General features: G+C 66.2%; 14 protein-coding genes. 10 read left to right on the forward strand and 4 right to left on the reverse strand.

All coding sequences use genetic code 11. The annotated features are described in order from the left end of the window. Positions 1-32: 32 nt before the first annotated feature. From ACWIEX_RS19245 to ACWIEX_RS19275, 7 genes are all read left to right on the forward strand, one after another. The gene (locus ACWIEX_RS19245; protein WP_454034570.1) at positions 33-710 is read left to right on the forward strand and encodes an HAD family hydrolase; all 678 of its coding nucleotides are present in this window, start codon (positions 33-35) and stop codon (positions 708-710) included. Between the two features lie 9 nt (positions 711-719). Then, positions 720-1,667 (forward strand): sugar-binding transcriptional regulator, encoded by a 948-nt coding sequence (locus ACWIEX_RS19250; RefSeq protein WP_454034571.1) that lies wholly within the window; start codon positions 720-722, stop codon positions 1,665-1,667. 156 nt (positions 1,668-1,823) lie between these two features. Then, positions 1,824-3,137 (forward strand): extracellular solute-binding protein, encoded by a 1,314-nt coding sequence (locus ACWIEX_RS19255; protein ID WP_454034572.1) that lies wholly within the window; start codon positions 1,824-1,826, stop codon positions 3,135-3,137. Then, complete coding sequence (locus ACWIEX_RS19260) at positions 3,121-4,125, forward strand: ABC transporter permease subunit (protein WP_061970461.1); 1,005 nt, start codon at positions 3,121-3,123, stop codon at positions 4,123-4,125. Before ACWIEX_RS19255 ends, ACWIEX_RS19260 begins: the two co-directional genes overlap by 17 nt. Before the next feature lie 3 nt (positions 4,126-4,128). Then, a complete protein-coding gene (locus ACWIEX_RS19265; RefSeq protein ID WP_091856756.1) occupies positions 4,129-5,019 on the forward strand; it encodes an ABC transporter permease subunit in 891 nt (296 codons plus the stop codon). Positions 5,020-5,060: 41 nt separating this feature from the next. Next, positions 5,061-5,801, forward strand: a complete 741-nt coding sequence (locus ACWIEX_RS19270; protein WP_454034573.1) for a glycerophosphodiester phosphodiesterase family protein — start codon at positions 5,061-5,063, stop codon at positions 5,799-5,801. Positions 5,802-5,804: 3 nt separating this feature from the next. After that, positions 5,805-7,289 (forward strand): mannitol dehydrogenase family protein, encoded by a 1,485-nt coding sequence (locus ACWIEX_RS19275; protein ID WP_454034574.1) that lies wholly within the window; start codon positions 5,805-5,807, stop codon positions 7,287-7,289. A gap of 79 nt (positions 7,290-7,368) precedes the next feature. Here the strand turns inward: ACWIEX_RS19275 and ACWIEX_RS19280 are convergent, their stop codons facing one another. Then, on the reverse strand, positions 7,369-7,671 hold the full coding sequence (locus ACWIEX_RS19280) for a hypothetical protein (protein ID WP_454034575.1): 303 nt from the start codon (positions 7,669-7,671) through the stop codon (positions 7,369-7,371). 314 nt (positions 7,672-7,985) lie between these two features. On the opposite strand from ACWIEX_RS19280, the gene ACWIEX_RS19285 reads away from it, so the two are divergent. From ACWIEX_RS19285 to ACWIEX_RS19295, 3 genes are read left to right on the forward strand one after another with little or no spacing between them, the layout of a single operon-like run. Beyond that, positions 7,986-8,741 carry a gluconate 2-dehydrogenase subunit 3 family protein gene (locus ACWIEX_RS19285; protein WP_454034576.1) on the forward strand — a complete coding sequence of 252 codons (756 nt, stop codon included), beginning with the start codon at positions 7,986-7,988 and terminating at the stop codon, positions 8,739-8,741. A 3-nt stretch (positions 8,742-8,744) separates the two neighbouring features. Beyond that, on the forward strand, positions 8,745-10,508 hold the full coding sequence (locus ACWIEX_RS19290) for a GMC family oxidoreductase (RefSeq protein ID WP_454034577.1): 1,764 nt from the start codon (positions 8,745-8,747) through the stop codon (positions 10,506-10,508). After that, positions 10,505-11,725, forward strand: coding sequence for a c-type cytochrome (locus ACWIEX_RS19295; protein WP_454034578.1), 1,221 nt, complete (start codon positions 10,505-10,507; stop codon positions 11,723-11,725). Before ACWIEX_RS19290 ends, ACWIEX_RS19295 begins: the two co-directional genes overlap by 4 nt. Before the next feature lie 21 nt (positions 11,726-11,746). On the opposite strand, the gene ACWIEX_RS19300 is transcribed toward ACWIEX_RS19295, so the two are convergent. The 3 genes from ACWIEX_RS19300 to ACWIEX_RS19310 all read right to left on the reverse strand — a co-directional run bounded on the left by ACWIEX_RS19300 (position 11,747) and on the right by ACWIEX_RS19310 (position 14,495). Continuing rightward, positions 11,747-12,421 (reverse strand): RraA family protein, encoded by a 675-nt coding sequence (locus tag ACWIEX_RS19300; protein ID WP_454034579.1) that lies wholly within the window; start codon positions 12,419-12,421, stop codon positions 11,747-11,749. 100 nt (positions 12,422-12,521) lie between these two features. Beyond that, positions 12,522-14,036 (reverse strand): tripartite tricarboxylate transporter permease, encoded by a 1,515-nt coding sequence (locus ACWIEX_RS19305; RefSeq protein ID WP_454034580.1) that lies wholly within the window; start codon positions 14,034-14,036, stop codon positions 12,522-12,524. A 3-nt stretch (positions 14,037-14,039) separates the two neighbouring features. Beyond that, positions 14,040-14,495 (reverse strand): tripartite tricarboxylate transporter TctB family protein, encoded by a 456-nt coding sequence (locus ACWIEX_RS19310; protein ID WP_454034581.1) that lies wholly within the window; start codon positions 14,493-14,495, stop codon positions 14,040-14,042. Positions 14,496-14,607: the final 112 nt, after the last annotated feature.

Genomic DNA, 14,607 nt, shown 5'->3' on the forward strand with positions numbered 1-14,607 from the left:
TGTGAGCATTCGTTCAAATCGATTGTTGCCCGATGCCCCAACCGCCCTCCCCCTTCGACCTCGTCATCCTCGATTGCGATGGCGTGCTCGTCGACAGCGAAACCATCAGCTGCCGGACGCTGGTCGATATTCTCTCGCCTTTCGATCCCGGCTATGATCTGGAGACGGTCATGCGCCGCTATCTCGGCCGGCCGGCCAGCGCAGTCGTCGAGGATTACGAGAGAATGACCGGCCGCCCGGCCTCGGCTGACTTCACGCGGGATTGGCGGGCGCAGCTCTTCGCCGCCTTCAGGAGCGATCTCCGGCCGGTCGAGGGCGTTCGCGACGCCGTCGCGACCTTCGGCGGCGACTACTGCGTGGCGTCATCGAGCGACGAGGAGCGCATCGAGATCTGCCTGCGCAAGGCCGAACTCTGGGACCTCTTCGAAGGCCGGATCTTCAGCACCACGCGCGTGCGGCGCGGCAAGCCCGCCCCGGACCTCTTCCTGCTGGCGGCCAGCGAGCGCGGCGTCGCGCCCGAGCGCTGCCTGGTGGTCGAGGACAGCGTCAGCGGCGTCATGGCCGCGAAGGCCGCGGGCATGACGGCCTATGGCCTCGCTGCCGGCAGCCATTTTGCCGTACTCGACCAGCGGCAGGCGCTTCTCGCCGCCGGGGCCGACCGCCTCTTCGAATCCTGGCGGGAGCTCGCGCTCGCGCCGGCCGCCACCTGACGGGGTCCGATGGCCGAGAACGACAGCACCCGCCTCGAAGACGCCGCCCGGGCCGGCTGGCTCTACTATATCGCCGGCCGCACCCAGGACGATATCGCGCAGATCCTGAACATCTCGCGCCCGGCGGCGCAGCGCCTCGTCTCGCTCTGCCGCAGCGAGGGGCTGATCAGCTTCCGGATGAACCACCCGATCAGCACCTGCATGGACCTCGCCGCCCGGCTGCGCGACCGTTTCGAGCTGCTGCATTGCGATGTCGCCCCCTCCGACGGCTCGGCGGAAACCGGCGCCGCCGGCATCGCCGCGCTCGGCGGCGTGCTGATCGAGCGCTGGCTGCGCTCGCGCAAATCGCTGGTCATGGCGCTCGGCACCGGTCGCTCGATGCGGGCCAGCATCGAGCGCGTCCCGCCGATGTCCTGCCCGCTGCATCGGCTGGTTTCGTTGGTCGGCACCATCTCGCCGGATGGTTCGGCCAGCCCCTTCGACACGCTGGTCAAGCTCGCCGAAATCACCAAGGCGCAGCATTTCCCGATGCCGCTGCCGCTTTATGTGTCGAGTCCCGAGGAGCGCGCCCAGCTCATCGAGATCGAATCGATCCGGCGCATCCGCGCCATCGCCGGCGAGGCCGACCTCTGGATGATGGGCATCAGCCAGATCGGCGAAGACGCCGTCCTGTACCGGGACGGCTTCATGACACGCAGCGAATTGCTCGACATGGTCCGCCACGGCGCCGTCGGCGAGGTCACCGGCTGGGTCTTCGACGCCGAAGGCCGCTTCCTCGAGCGCGGCACCAATCTGCGCGTCACCAGCGTACCGCCGGAGCCGGGCAGCGCCCGCCTGCGCATCTGCATCGGCCAGGGCCCGGCCAAGGTCGCGCCATTGCGTGCCGCGCTGGCCGGCAAGATCGTCAACGGCCTCGTCACCGACGAGGACACCGCCCGCGCCCTGCTCGCGGACTGACACCCAACCCTCACCTCACTCATCCGCCCGTGCGCGAGCGATTGCGCAAGGCTGTCATCCGTCCGTCACCAACGGTTGACATAACAAGCCAGTGTGCGAGCATATGCTTCAACAAAGAGCATATGCTCGCAGAAAACGAATGAGGGAGGCTTTGACATGCGACCTTTCTATGGTGCCTTGGCGGGCGCGGGCGCTCTGCTGCTGGCGGGGCTCAATTCCGCGCAGGCGGCGACCGAAATCGAATTCTGGCATGCGATGAGCGGCGCGCTCGGCGAGCGCGTCGACGATCTCGTCAAGAAGTTCAACGACTCGCAGAAGGATTACGTCGTCAAGGCGATCGCCAAGGGCACTTACGACGAAGTCCTGAACGGCACGATCGCGGCCTATCGGGCCAAGCGCCAGCCCGAGATCGTGCAGTCGAACGAGCGTTCCTTCCTGACGATGGTCAATTCCGGCGCCATCGTCCCGACCGCTGAGCTGATGGCGCAGCAGGGCCACCCGATCGACGCCGCGAAATTCATCGCGCCGGTGGTCAGCTACTACACGATCGGCGGCAAGCTGCAGGCGATGCCGTTCAACTCCTCGACGCCGATCCTGTTCTACAACCGAGACCACTTCAAAGCCGCCGGCTTCGACAAGCCCGGCGCGACCTGGCAGGAGCTCGAGCCGCAGCTCGACGCGATCAAGGCCAAGGGCGTCTCGAAATGCGCGATGGTGCTGCCCGGCGACTACGAGTGGAGCTTCCTCGAGAACTACAGCGCCGTGAACGACATCCCGTATGCGACCAAGCGCAACGGCATGGACGGTCTCGACACCAGCTTCGTCTTCAACAAGGGCAAGCTCGTCGGCCAGGTCGAGCGCATGAAGCGGCTGGTCTCGTCAAACGTGATGCAGCTCGCCGGCCAGGGCATCATCCCGATCCAGCTCTTCACCTCCGGCGAATGCTCGACGATCATCGCCTCGACCGCCTCGCATGCCGCCGTCGTCGCCGCCGCGAAATTCGACTGGAGCGCCGCCGAATTGCCTTATGAACAGGGCGTCACCCCCCGGAACAGCGTCATCGGCGGCGCCGCGCTCTGGACCCTGAAGGGCCATACGCCGGAGAAGTACAAGGCGGTCGCCGCCTTCTACGACTTCCTCGCCAAAACCGACACGCAGGTCTGGTGGCATCAGGCGACGGGCTATGTCCCGGTCACCACCGCCGCCTATGAAGCGGCCAAGGCGCAGGGCTACTACCAGAAGAACCCGACCCGCGAGATCGCCGTGGTGCAGTTGATGCGCGGCACGCCCAGCGACAATTCGCTCGGCTTCCGCATCGGCAACAGCAACCAGATCAATGTCGGGATCATGGAGGAGGTCTCGGCCGCCTTCCTCGGCAAGAAGCCGGTGCAGCAGGCGCTCGACGATGCGGTCTCCCGCGGCAACGAGGTGCTGCGCCGCTACGAGCAGCTCAATGCCGGCAAGAAATAATACGGCTACCCTTCCCGGAACGGCTGGCGGAGGCTCTCGTCTCCGCTGGCCGTTCCGGCGCCTGCTCCTGAAGGGGGCCGGCGATGGTCAGGCCGAAAGCGGGCTGAAGCGCGCCCATTTCAAGGAATGGCGCCTGCCCTTCTGGCTGCTCGCGCCGCAGCTCTTCATCCTGCTGCTGTTCTTCTTCATCCCCTCGATCAGGGCGCTGATCCAGGCTTTCCAGCTCACCGATCCGTTCGGCGCCACCACGCAATGGGTCGGCTTCCAGAATTTCGAGCGGCTGTTCCGCAGCGGCGTCTACTGGTCCTCGGCGCAGGTGACGCTGATCTTCACCCTCGCGCAGAACGTGCTGACGCTGTCGGTCGCGCTGCTGCTCGCCTTCGCCTCGAACCACATCCTGCGCGGGCGCGGCGCCTACCGCACCGTGCTGCTGCTGCCCTATGCCATCGCGCCGGCGATCGCCGGCATCATGCTCGCCTTCCTGTTCAATCCCCGCGTCGGCCCCGTCGCGCAGATGCTGCAGGGGCTGGGGCTGGACTGGGACCCGAACCGCAACTCCTGGCACGCGCTCGCACTGGTCGTCATGGCGGCCTCGTGGAAGCACATCTGCTACAACTACATCTTCCTCGTCGCTGCACTGATGTCGGTGCCGCAGTCGATCCTCGAATCCGCCTATCTCGATGGCGCCGGGCCGGTCCAGCGCTTCCTGCGCATCTCGCTGCCGATGATCACGCCGACGCTGTTCTTCCTGATCGTGATCAACTTCGTCTACGGGCTGTTCGAGACCTTCGCCATCATCGATGCGACCACGCGAGGCGGCCCCGCCGGCGCCACCTCGATCCTCGTCTACAAGGTCTATCAGGACGGCTTCGTCACGCTCGACCTCGGCTCATCGGCCGCGCAATCCGTGGTGCTGATGGCGCTCGCGCTGTTCCTGACCTTCGCGCAGTTCCGCTTCGTGGAGCGCCGCGTGAACTACAGCGTCTAAGCGATGAACGAACGCACCCCTGTCATCGACGCCGTCTGTCACCTGATCCTGCTGGTGGGCGCGGCACTCGTCTGCCTGCCGATCTATTTCGTCTTCGTCACCGGCTCGCTCTCACAGGCCGAGATCATGCAGGTGCCGATGTCCTGGCTGCCCGGCGACCAGTTCCTGGCGAATATGCAGACCGTTCTCAGCAGCGCCAATTTCGGCAGGCTCCTGCTCAACTCCTTCATCATCGCCTCGGGCATCACCATCGGGAAGCTCGCGGTCTCGGTGATCGCAGCCTTCGCCGTCACCTATTTCCGCTTCCCCTTCCGGATGACGGCCTTCTGGCTGATCTTCATGTCGCTGATGCTGCCGATCGAGGTGCGCATCGTGCCGACCTATGAGTCGGCGGCGAATGTCGCTCTACCGCTCAACATCCTCGGCTCCTGGCTCGGCATCCAGGCGCTGGTCGGTCTCGACTGGAACCTGGTCAACACCTATTCGGGCCTGATCCTGCCGTTGATCGCCTCGGCGACCGCGACCTTCCTGTTCCGCCAGTTTTTCCTCACCATCCCCGACGAGCTCTGCGAGGCCGCGCGCATCGACGGCGCCACGCCCTGGCAGTTCTTCCGCCTGATCCTGCTGCCGCTCTCGCGCTCGAACATCGTGGCGCTGGCGATCATCCTCTTCCTGATGGGCTGGAACCAGTATCTCTGGCCGCTCCTGCTCACCACCGAGCCGGCCATGGCCAATGCCGTGATCGGCCTGAAGAAACTGATGCCGCAGAGCGACTCGCTGCCGACCTGGCATCTCCTGATGAACGCGGCCTTCCTGACGATGCTGCCGCCGACCCTCGTCATCCTCGTCCTCCAGCGCTGGTTCGTGAAGGGCCTGGTGGATAGCGGCAAATAGCCGGCGAATAACCCGCCAACAGGCAAACAGGGCTCATCGACATGCGGATCATCGGTCATCGCGGCGCGCGCAACATCTGGGCGGAGAACAGCCTGAGCGGCTTCCGCAACACCTGCGCCCTTGGCGTCGATGCCGTCGAGCTCGACGTGCATCTCTCCAGCGACGGCGAGATCATGGTGGTCCACGATCCGCTGCTCGACCGCACCACCGACCACAAGGGGCCGGTCGCGCATCTCTCACGGGCAGCGCTCGCCAAGGTGACGCTCGACGACACGCTGGGCGAGACGATCCCGACCCTGCCGGAGGTGCTCGATGTCTTCGGCCCGACCGGGATCGAGCTCGAGATCGAGATGAAGATGGACGCCTTCGGCAATCCCTATCCGGGGCTGCTCGACAAGGTCATCGCGCTGGTCGAGGCCCGCAAGATGGCCTCGCGCGTGGTGCTGACCTGCTTCGTGCCGGAGGTGATCGAGGAGATCCGGACAAAGGCGCCGCATATGCGCCGGCTCGCCTCGGTCGACCGCCGCTCCTGCGAGGCCTTCGGCGGCGTCGATCGCACCCTGCAGCGCTTCGTCGACCTCGGTTGCATCATCGCCGTCGAGCAATCGCTGCTGCGGCTCACCGTCGACCGCGCCGTCGGTATCGTCGGGCGCGACAAGCTCGGCGCCTGGGTGCCCAATACCGTGCGCGAACTCGATTTCTGGTTGGGCCAGCCGATCTCGCAGATCACCAGCGACCGCCCCGACCTCGCCTTGATGCTGCGCGCCGCACGGAAGGGCTGAGCGATGGCAGTGCGCCTATCGCTGGCAACGCTTGACCAGCTTCCGCCTTCGATCCGCATTCCGGGCTATGGGCGGAGCGAGCTGAGCCCCGGCATCGTCCATATCGGCGTCGGCAATTTCCACCGCGCCCATCAGGCCGCCTATCTCGACGAACTCTTCGAGCGAGGACACGACCATGACTGGGCCATCATCGGCACCGGCGTGCGCGAAAGCGATGCGGAAATGGGCCGCGATCTCGCCGCGCAGAGCTTCCTGACCACGGTGGTGACGCAGGAAGCAGCGCACTCGCAGGCACGTGTGACCGGCGCAATGATCGATTTCATCGCGCCTGGCGACAGCGCCGCGATCATCGAACGGCTCGTCGATCCCCGGACCCGGATCGTCTCGTTGACCGTCACCGAAGGCGGCTACTATATCGACCCGGCGACGCAGGCCTTCGATCCCGGCCATCCCGATATCGTCGCCGATGCCGCCGATGGCCTCGCCTCCCCGAAGACCGCCTTCGGCCTGATCGCCGCCGGGTTGCTGAAGCGGCGCGCCGCCGGCCTGCCGCCCTTCACGGTGATGTCCTGCGACAACCTGCCAGGCAACGGCCATGTCACGGCGGATGCCGTCGCCGGGCTCGTCGATCTCATCGACCGCGACGACGCAAGCTGGATCCGCCACAGCGTCGCCTTTCCCAACGGCATGGTCGACCGCATCACGCCCGCGACCTCGGAGCGCGAGCGCCAGGCACTGCGCGACGATTTCGGCCTCGACGACAACCGCCCGGTCTTCTGCGAGGATTTCCGGCAATGGGTGCTGGAGGACCATTTTCCGACCGGCCGCCCGCGGCTGGAAGAGGTCGGCGTCCAGTTCGTCGCCGATGTCGCGCCGTTCGAACTGATGAAGATCCGCATCCTCAATGGCGGACACGCGGCGATCGCCTATCCTGCCGGGCTGCTCGACATCCATTTCGTCCATGAGGCGATGCAGGATGCCCAGATCGCCCGCTTCCTCTCGACGCTTCTCGACGACGAGATCATTCCGGTTGTGCCGCCGGTCCCGGACACCGACCTGGCGGATTACAAGCGCACGATCGAACGGCGCTTCGCCAATCCGAAGATCGGCGACACCATCCGCCGGCTCTGCCTCGACGGCTCCAACCGCCAGCCGAAATTCATCCTGCCGACATTGCGCGATGCCTTGCAGGGCGGCCGCCCGATCGACGGCCTCGCGCTCGTCAGCGCGCTATGGTGCCGCTACTGCAATGGCGAAACCGAAAGCGGCGAGACCATCGCGCCGAACGATCCCAACTGGCCGCGACTGACAGCGCAGGCGCGGCAGGCCCGGCAAACGCCCGAAGCCTGGCTCGCGATGCAGGATGTCTACGGCGATCTCGGGACGAACCAGCGCTTCCGGGAGGCGTTCACGCTGGCGCTGCAATATCTCTGGCAGTCCGGAACCCGCGCGAGCCTCGACCGCTACCTCGCCGCGCGCAGCTCCTGATAGAGAAGGCCGGCGGCAGGCGCGGCCCGAGGATTGCAGCCGCGCTGGTCAGACCCATGACGAGCGGCGGGGATGGCCCCTATGCGACGTCGTGGCAATGAGCCCCGGCACGAAGTTCCACATACTTCCGGCGCGTTTCCGCGGTGTTCGGCAATCCGGTTTCTTGAAGCCAGGCGAGGAACTCAGCCGGCTTGATCGTCACGATCTCCAGCGCCCGTCCCCGCGCGAGCCAGGCATTCATCACCGCCACCGCATTTTGATGCCAGGTCTCGTAATCCGAGGGCATCTGATCGCGGTCGTGAGCGAGTTCCCAGAGCTGGGAGAAATCCTCCCGCTCATACCACGGCATCGCAACCGTGTACGCCTCGACTGTCGGTTTCACGTTGAAGCCGATCGTCCGCGCGCGGCGCGGAAACTGAGAGTGCCAACCGCCCAATGGGGGTAGTCGGCTCGCGGAAATTTGACGCGGATCGGGCCGGGAAGTCAATGCGGAGACCTCTCGGCCGACGGCTGATTCAATCGCGCGCCATTCCTCTCCCCGCACCTGGCAATCGCAGCCTCACTTTGGAATTGTTCCATGTTCGTAGAGCATGGCGGCTGCGCGGGCTTTCCGATTGATCCCGCCCGATCCGAGGCAGAGCCTGTGGGTAGCGAAGCCTGTACCTCCCGGCACGCGACCATCGAAAAGGCTGCCCGATGCCGCCCACCGCCTCTTTCACCCGGCGCCGCTTCCTCTCCTCCACCGGCCTGCTCTTCCTGATCGCATCGGTTCCCGGCGCCCGCGCCGCCGAGCATTCCGGCACCCTGCCGTGGAAGCCCTTTGCAGCCCTGCCGCCGGAGCCTTTGCCCGGCGGGCGCTGGTATGTGCTGACGCCGGATGAAGCCCGCACTGTCGAGGCGATCGTCGACCGCCTGATCCCGGCCGACGAGCTCAGCATCGGCGGCCGGGAGGCCGGTTGCGCCAGCTTCATCGACCGCCAGCTCGCCGGCAGCTACGGCTCATCGGACCGGCTCTATATGCAAGGTCCCTTCGTCGCCGGTTTGCCGACACAAGGCTATCAGGGCGCCGAGACGCCGGTCGCGCGCTACCGGGACGGCCTCGCGGCGCTGAACAAGCACGCACAGGCGCAGTTTTCCGGAAAGAACTTCTTCGATCTCGCCGCCGCCGAGCAGGATCAGGCCTTGAAGGATTTCGAGGCCGGCAAGGTCGACTACAAGCCGGCCGCCGGCTTCTTCAACCTCGTGCTGCAGAACACGATGGAAGGCTTCTTCGCCGACCCGATCTATGGCGGCAACAAGGACATGGCCGGCTGGAAGTTCATCGGCTTCCCCGGCGCCCGCTACGATTACCGCGACTACATCACGGCGCATAACCAGCCCTTCCCCCTGCCGCCCCTGTCGATCGCAGGGCGGCCGGAATGGAAGACCGGCGACAAGGCAGGCGGGAACTGAGACATGGCCCGGAAACTCCCCCGCAAGGATGTCGTCATCGTCGGGCTCGGCTGGACCGGCTCGATCCTGGCGCATGAACTGACCGATGCCGGCCTCGACGTCGTCGCGATCGAGCGCGGCCCCTGGCGCGACACGGCGACCGATTTCAACGTCGCCTATGCGCCCGACGAACTGCGCTACGCCGTGCGCAAGGATCTGTTCCTGCAGCCGGCTCAGGAAGCGATGACGATGCGCAACAACGTCTCGCAGACGGCGCTGCCGATGCGTGACTACGGCTCCTTCCTGCCCGGCACCGGCGTCGGCGGCGCCGGCACGCACTGGAACGGCCATACCTGGCGCTTCTTCCCGAGCGATTTCGCTCTCAAGACCCATCTGACCGAGCGCTACGGCGCGGACCGGCTCTCCGAGCTCCAGATTCAGGACTGGGGCGTCACGTATGACGAGATGGAGAGCGCCTTCGACCGCTTCGAATATCTCTGCGGCATCTCCGGCAAGGCCGGGAACCTCAACGGCGCGATCCAGCAGGGCGGCAACCCCTTCGAAGGGCCGCGCAAGCGCGACTACCCGCTGCCGCCGATGCAGATGACCTATGCGCCGACGCTCTTCGCGGAAGCGGCACGCTCCAAGGGACTGCACCCTTTCCCGACACCTTCGGCCAATCTGTCCGGCGCTTATGTCAATCCGCTGGGCATCGCCATGGGCCAGTGCACGGCCTGCGGCTTCTGCGAACGCTTCGGCTGCGCCAACTACTCGAAGTCGAGCGCCCATACGACCGTGCTGCCGGTCCTGATGCGCAAGTCGAATTTCGAGGCGCGCACCGAATGCGAGGTGCTGAAGATCAATCTTTCCGCCGACGGCAGGAGCGCGACCGGCGTCACCTATATCGACGTCAACGGCGAAACCTTCGAGCAGCCGGCCGATCTCGTCCTGCTCAACGCCTACGGCCTGTTCAACGTCCGCCTGATGCTGCTCTCCGGCATCGGCAAGCCTTATGACCCCGCGACCGGCGAAGGCGTGGTCGGGCGCAACTACTGCTACCAGACCAATGCCGGCACGCAGGTCTTCTTCGAAGGCAAGCATATGAATCCGTTCATCGCGGCCGGCGCGCTCGGCCAGTCGCTGGACGATTATAATGGCGATGCCTTCGACCATGGCCCGCTGGACTTCGTCGGCGGCGCCGGCATCAACTGCATCCCGACCAATGGCCGCCCGATCCAGTACCGGCCGGTGCCGCCCGGCACGCCGCGCTGGGGCGCAGCCTGGAAGCAGGCGACGAAGCAACACTACAACAACACGCTGGCCTTCTCGTCGCAGGGCTCCTCCTACGCGACACGCGGCAACTATATCGACCTCGACCCGACCTATAAGGACCGCTTCGGCCGGCCGCTGCTGCGCATCACCTTCGATTTCCCGGACAACGACATCCGCATGTCGAACTGGGTCAGCGACCGGATGAAGGAGATCGCCGACGCGCTCGGCGGCAAGCAGGCGGTGGTCGGCAAGCAGCGCAAGGGCTGGAACTCCGTTCCCTATCAGAGCACCCACAACACCGGCGGCGCGATCATGGGCACGGACCCGAAGACCAGCGCCGTCAACCGCCACCTGCAGGCCTGGGACGTGCCGAACGTCTTCGTCATCGGAGCCTCCGCCTTCCCGCAGAATGCCGGCAAGAACCCGACCGGCCCGGTCGGCGCACTCGCCTACTGGGCCTCGGACGCGATCCGCAATCACTATCTCAGGAACCCCGGCAAGCTGGTGGAAGCATGAAGAAGGCAGCGCTCCTCGCCGGCCTCGCGGCCGCCACCATCCTCGGCGCGAAGGGCTTCGCCTCCGATCTGTTCGACCGCATCGAGGCCGGCCGCTATCAGGCTGTCCTGGCCGATTGCTCCGCCTGCCACACCAGACCAGGCGGCAAGCCCTTCGCCGGCGGCCTGCCGCTGCAGACGCCCTTCGGCGCGCTGGTGCCCCCGAACATCACGCCCGACCCGGAGACCGGCATCGGCAGCTGGAGCTATGCCGATTTCCGCAGCGCGCTGAAGACCGGCATCGGAAAGGGCGGCAAGCGGCTTTATCCGGCAATGCCCTATCCCGCCTATGCGACGATGAAGGACGCCGACATCGCCGATCTCTGGGCCTATTTCCAGAAGGTCGAGCCGGTGACCAACCGCGTTGTCTCGAACCAGCTCCCCTTCCCGTTCAGCATCCGCGCCTCGATGATCGGCTGGAACTGGCTCAACTTCTCGCCGAAGGAATTCCAGCCGGACGCCGCGAAGTCCGCCGCCTGGAATCGCGGCGCCTATCTCGTCAACGGCGCCGGCCATTGCGGCACCTGCCATACGCCGAAGAGCCTGACCGGCGCGGACAAGTCAGGCGAATTCCTGCGGGGCGGCAGTCTCCAGAGCTGGTATGCGCCGAACCTGACCGGCGATCCGCACAAGGGACTTGGCAGCTGGTCGACTGACGACATCGTCGCCTACCTCAAGACCGGCGCGAACCGCTTCGACATCGCCTCGGGGCCGATGGCGGAAGCGATCGCCCAGTCGACCAGCAAATGGGCGGATGCCGATCTCCAGGCGGTCGCGACCTATCTCAAGGACATCAAGGGCGATGGCGCGCCGGCCCCGCAGCCGATTGCGGCGAACGACCCAGCGATGACCGCCGGCAAGGCGATCTATCTCGACCGCTGCTCGGCCTGCCACAATTCGACCGGCGCGGGGCAGGCCTCGCTCTTCGCGACGCTGGCGAAGGCCCCGGTGATCAACAGCACCGATCCGACCTCGCTGATCCGCGTCGTGCTGCAGGGCAGCCAGGCGGTCGCCACCGCGGCCCGCCCGACGACGCCTGCCATGCCGTCCTTTGGCTGGAATCTCGGCGATGCCGATGTCGCGAACGTGCTGACCTATGTCCGCAACAGCTGGGGCAACGCCGCACCGCCGGTGACACCGGGACAGGTCAAGGATCTGCGAACGGCGCTGAAGCGATAGGGTTCGCTGGCTTCGCAGCGATCAGGCCTCGATGGCGCAGCCCAGCCGCGCGAGCGTGGCGTCGATCCAGCTGCGATCGTCCTTGCCCTGCTCGATCGCCTGCATCTTCTTTTCTTCCATCGCGTGCTTCTTGTGCGCGGCGGCATAGATCGTCTCCGCCTGGTCGAAGGGCACGCAGAGGATGCCGTCATCGTCGCCGATGACGAGGTCGCCGGGCTCGATCACCATGCCCTCGATCGCGATCGGAACGTTGATTTCGCCGGGGCCGTCCTTGTAGGGGCCGCGATGGCTGATGCCGGCGGCATAGATCGGCAGGTCGTTCTCGCGGATCCAGGCGGAGTCGCGCACCGCGCCATGGAGCACGATGCCGGCGATGCCGCGCTTGCGGGCATGGGCGATCATCAATTCGCCGATCAGCGCATTGGTGAGATCGCCGCCGCCATCGACGACGACGACATCGCCGGGAGCGGCGAGATCGAGCGCCTTGTGGATCATCAGGTTGTCGCCCGGCCGCGTCTTCACGGTGAGCGCGGGGCCCGCCATCACGCCACCGCGATGGAGCGGGCGCAGCGAGGCGCCGCCGGCGGTCATCCGCGACATCGAATCGCTGACATTGGCGACCGGGACCGTGCGGAAGCGCTGGACGAGCTCGGCCTCGACCTGGCGGCGGCGCTTGAGGATGCGAAATCCGATCATGGGACGTCCTTGGGGATTGCAGCTCGCCGGTCCGGCGAACCGGACGGCGCAGCGGCTGGGAGAATGAGGTTCTGCGAAGGGGCGGGATTTGCCGGCGCGCTCAGGTCGCGCCGGCCTCCTCCTGATCGACTCGGGCCTTGCCGCGGCGGATGGCGGGCAGGGCCATGCTGACGAGCAGCAGCAGCGAGAGGGAGAGGAAGGTCAGGCTGATCGGGCTCTTCACGAAGATCGAGAGATCGCCCTCCGACAGGAGCAGCGCCCGGCGGATATTCTCTTCCATCATCGGGCCGAGCACATAGCCCAGCACCAGCGGCGCAGGCGGGCATTTGAGCTTGGCCAGCACGTAGCCGAGCACGCCGATCGCCGCGCAGAGATAGACGTCGATCGCACTGTTGTTGAGGCTGTAATTGCCGAGCGCGCAGAACATCACGATCGCCGGAAACAGCCAGCGGTAGGGGATGCTGAGCAGGCGCACCCAGAGCCCGACCAGCGGCAGGTTCAGCGCGACGAGCAGGGCATTGCCGATGAACATGCTGGCGATGACGCCCCAGAACAGCTCGGGGTTGCGCGTCATCACCGTGGGACCGGGCTGGACACCGTTCATGATCAGCGCGCCGAGGATCAGCGCCATGGTCGCGCTGCCGGGAATGCCCAGCGTCAGCGTCGGGATGAAGGCGGTCTGCGCGGCCGCGTTGTTGGCGGCCTCCGGCGCGGCGACGCCCTCGATCGCGCCCTGGCCGAAGCGGGACGGGTCCTTCGCCAATTTCTTCTCCAGCATATAGGCGGAGAAGGACGAGATCGACGGGCCGGTGCCCGGCAGGATGCCGAAGAAGGAGCCGATGGCCGTGCCGCGCAGGGTCGGCAGGAACGAGGCCTTCAGGTCCTCCCAGCGCGGCATCAGGCCGCCGACATTCCTGGTGAAGACCTCGCGCGCCTCCTTCTGCTCCAGGTTGATGACGACCTCGGAGATCGCGAAGATGCCGACGGCAAGCACGGTGAAGCCGATGCCGTCGGCGAGCTCGGGCAGGCCGAAGGTGTAACGCTCGACGCCCGAGTTCACATCGGTGCCGACGAGGCCGATCAGCAGCCCCACTACGACCATGGCGAGCGCCTTGACCATGTCGCCATGGCTGAGAACCGAGGCCGCCACGAGGCCGAGCACCATCAGGGCGAAATAGTCCTCCGCGCCGAAGCGCAGCGCCCAGCTCGCCAGCGGCACGCCGAGCGCGACGATCAGCAGCGTGCCGATGCAGCCGGCGACGAAGGAGGAGAGCGCGGCGATCGCGAGCGCGGCGCCGGCCCGGCCGCGGCGCGCCATCTGGTAGCCGTCGAGGCAGGTGACGGCCGACGAGGTCTCACCGGGCAGATTGACCAGGATAGCGGTGGTCGAGCCGCCATATTGCGCGCCGTAATAGATGCCGGAGAGCATGATGACGGCCGAGACGGGCGGCAGCCCGAAGGTGATCGGCAGCAGCATCGAGATCGTCACCAGCGGGCCGACGCCCGGCAGCACGCCGATCAGGGTGCCGAGCAGCACGCCGAGGAAGCAATAGGCCAGGTTCTGCAGCGACAGGGCGACGCCGAAGCCGAGCACGAAATGATCGATGATCTCCATGGCTCAGAAATTCCAGGCGAACAGGCTGTAGGGCAGTTTCAGCCCCCAGACGAAGACGGCGGCGGCGAAGACCGACATCACCACCGTCAGGACGAGCACTTCCCGCGTCTTGAACTCATGGCCGGCACGGGCCGAGACGAAGAACAGCGCGGCGAGCGCCGGCACCAGTCCCGCCCGCTCGAGCAGGAAACCGAAGAGCAGGAGCGAGATGCTCAACAGGGCAAGCGGCAGCCAGCCCCATCCGCCCTCGACGGGCATGCAGCTGCGCAATCCCTTGAGGAAGATGACGATGCCGAAGCCGATCAGGACGAGGCTGAGGACGCGCGGGAAATAACCCGGCCCCATATCGATCGTGGTGCCGAACGTGTAGCCGAGCGCGATCGCGAAGCCGAGCGCCCCTAGTCCCATGAACAGCAGGCCGGCGAGAGCGTCCTGGTTCTTGAAGATGCTGGTTTTCATGGCCGATGTCCGCGGTGATGCCGGGCGGCGCGGCATGGCGCCGCCGGGACACAGACTTTCAGAATGGATGGTGCGACGTGCCGGGAAACCGCCGCCAAGAGACTACGGTATC

Source organism: Allobosea sp. NPDC055353, from assembly GCF_053644975.1.

Excerpts from the sequence above, each read along its gene's own strand:
- ACWIEX_RS19245 (WP_454034570.1), top strand. The coding sequence starts at position 33 with ATGCCCCAACCGCCCTCCCCCTTCGACCTCGTCATCCTCGATTGCGAT.
- ACWIEX_RS19295 (WP_454034578.1), top strand. The coding sequence starts at position 10,505 with ATGAAGAAGGCAGCGCTCCTCGCCGGCCTCGCGGCCGCCACCATCCTC.
- ACWIEX_RS19270 (WP_454034573.1), top strand. The coding sequence starts at position 5,061 with ATGCGGATCATCGGTCATCGCGGCGCGCGCAACATCTGGGCGGAGAAC.
- ACWIEX_RS19250 (WP_454034571.1), top strand. The coding sequence starts at position 720 with ATGGCCGAGAACGACAGCACCCGCCTCGAAGACGCCGCCCGGGCCGGC.
- ACWIEX_RS19300 (WP_454034579.1), bottom strand. The coding sequence starts at position 12,421 with ATGATCGGATTTCGCATCCTCAAGCGCCGCCGCCAGGTCGAGGCCGAG.
- ACWIEX_RS19255 (WP_454034572.1), top strand. The coding sequence starts at position 1,824 with ATGCGACCTTTCTATGGTGCCTTGGCGGGCGCGGGCGCTCTGCTGCTG.
- ACWIEX_RS19265 (WP_091856756.1), top strand. The coding sequence starts at position 4,129 with ATGAACGAACGCACCCCTGTCATCGACGCCGTCTGTCACCTGATCCTG.
- ACWIEX_RS19305 (WP_454034580.1), bottom strand. The coding sequence starts at position 14,036 with ATGGAGATCATCGATCATTTCGTGCTCGGCTTCGGCGTCGCCCTGTCG.
- ACWIEX_RS19310 (WP_454034581.1), bottom strand. The coding sequence starts at position 14,495 with ATGAAAACCAGCATCTTCAAGAACCAGGACGCTCTCGCCGGCCTGCTG.
- ACWIEX_RS19260 (WP_061970461.1), top strand. The coding sequence starts at position 3,121 with ATGCCGGCAAGAAATAATACGGCTACCCTTCCCGGAACGGCTGGCGGA.
- ACWIEX_RS19275 (WP_454034574.1), top strand. The coding sequence starts at position 5,805 with ATGGCAGTGCGCCTATCGCTGGCAACGCTTGACCAGCTTCCGCCTTCG.
- ACWIEX_RS19290 (WP_454034577.1), top strand. The coding sequence starts at position 8,745 with ATGGCCCGGAAACTCCCCCGCAAGGATGTCGTCATCGTCGGGCTCGGC.
- ACWIEX_RS19285 (WP_454034576.1), top strand. The coding sequence starts at position 7,986 with ATGCCGCCCACCGCCTCTTTCACCCGGCGCCGCTTCCTCTCCTCCACC.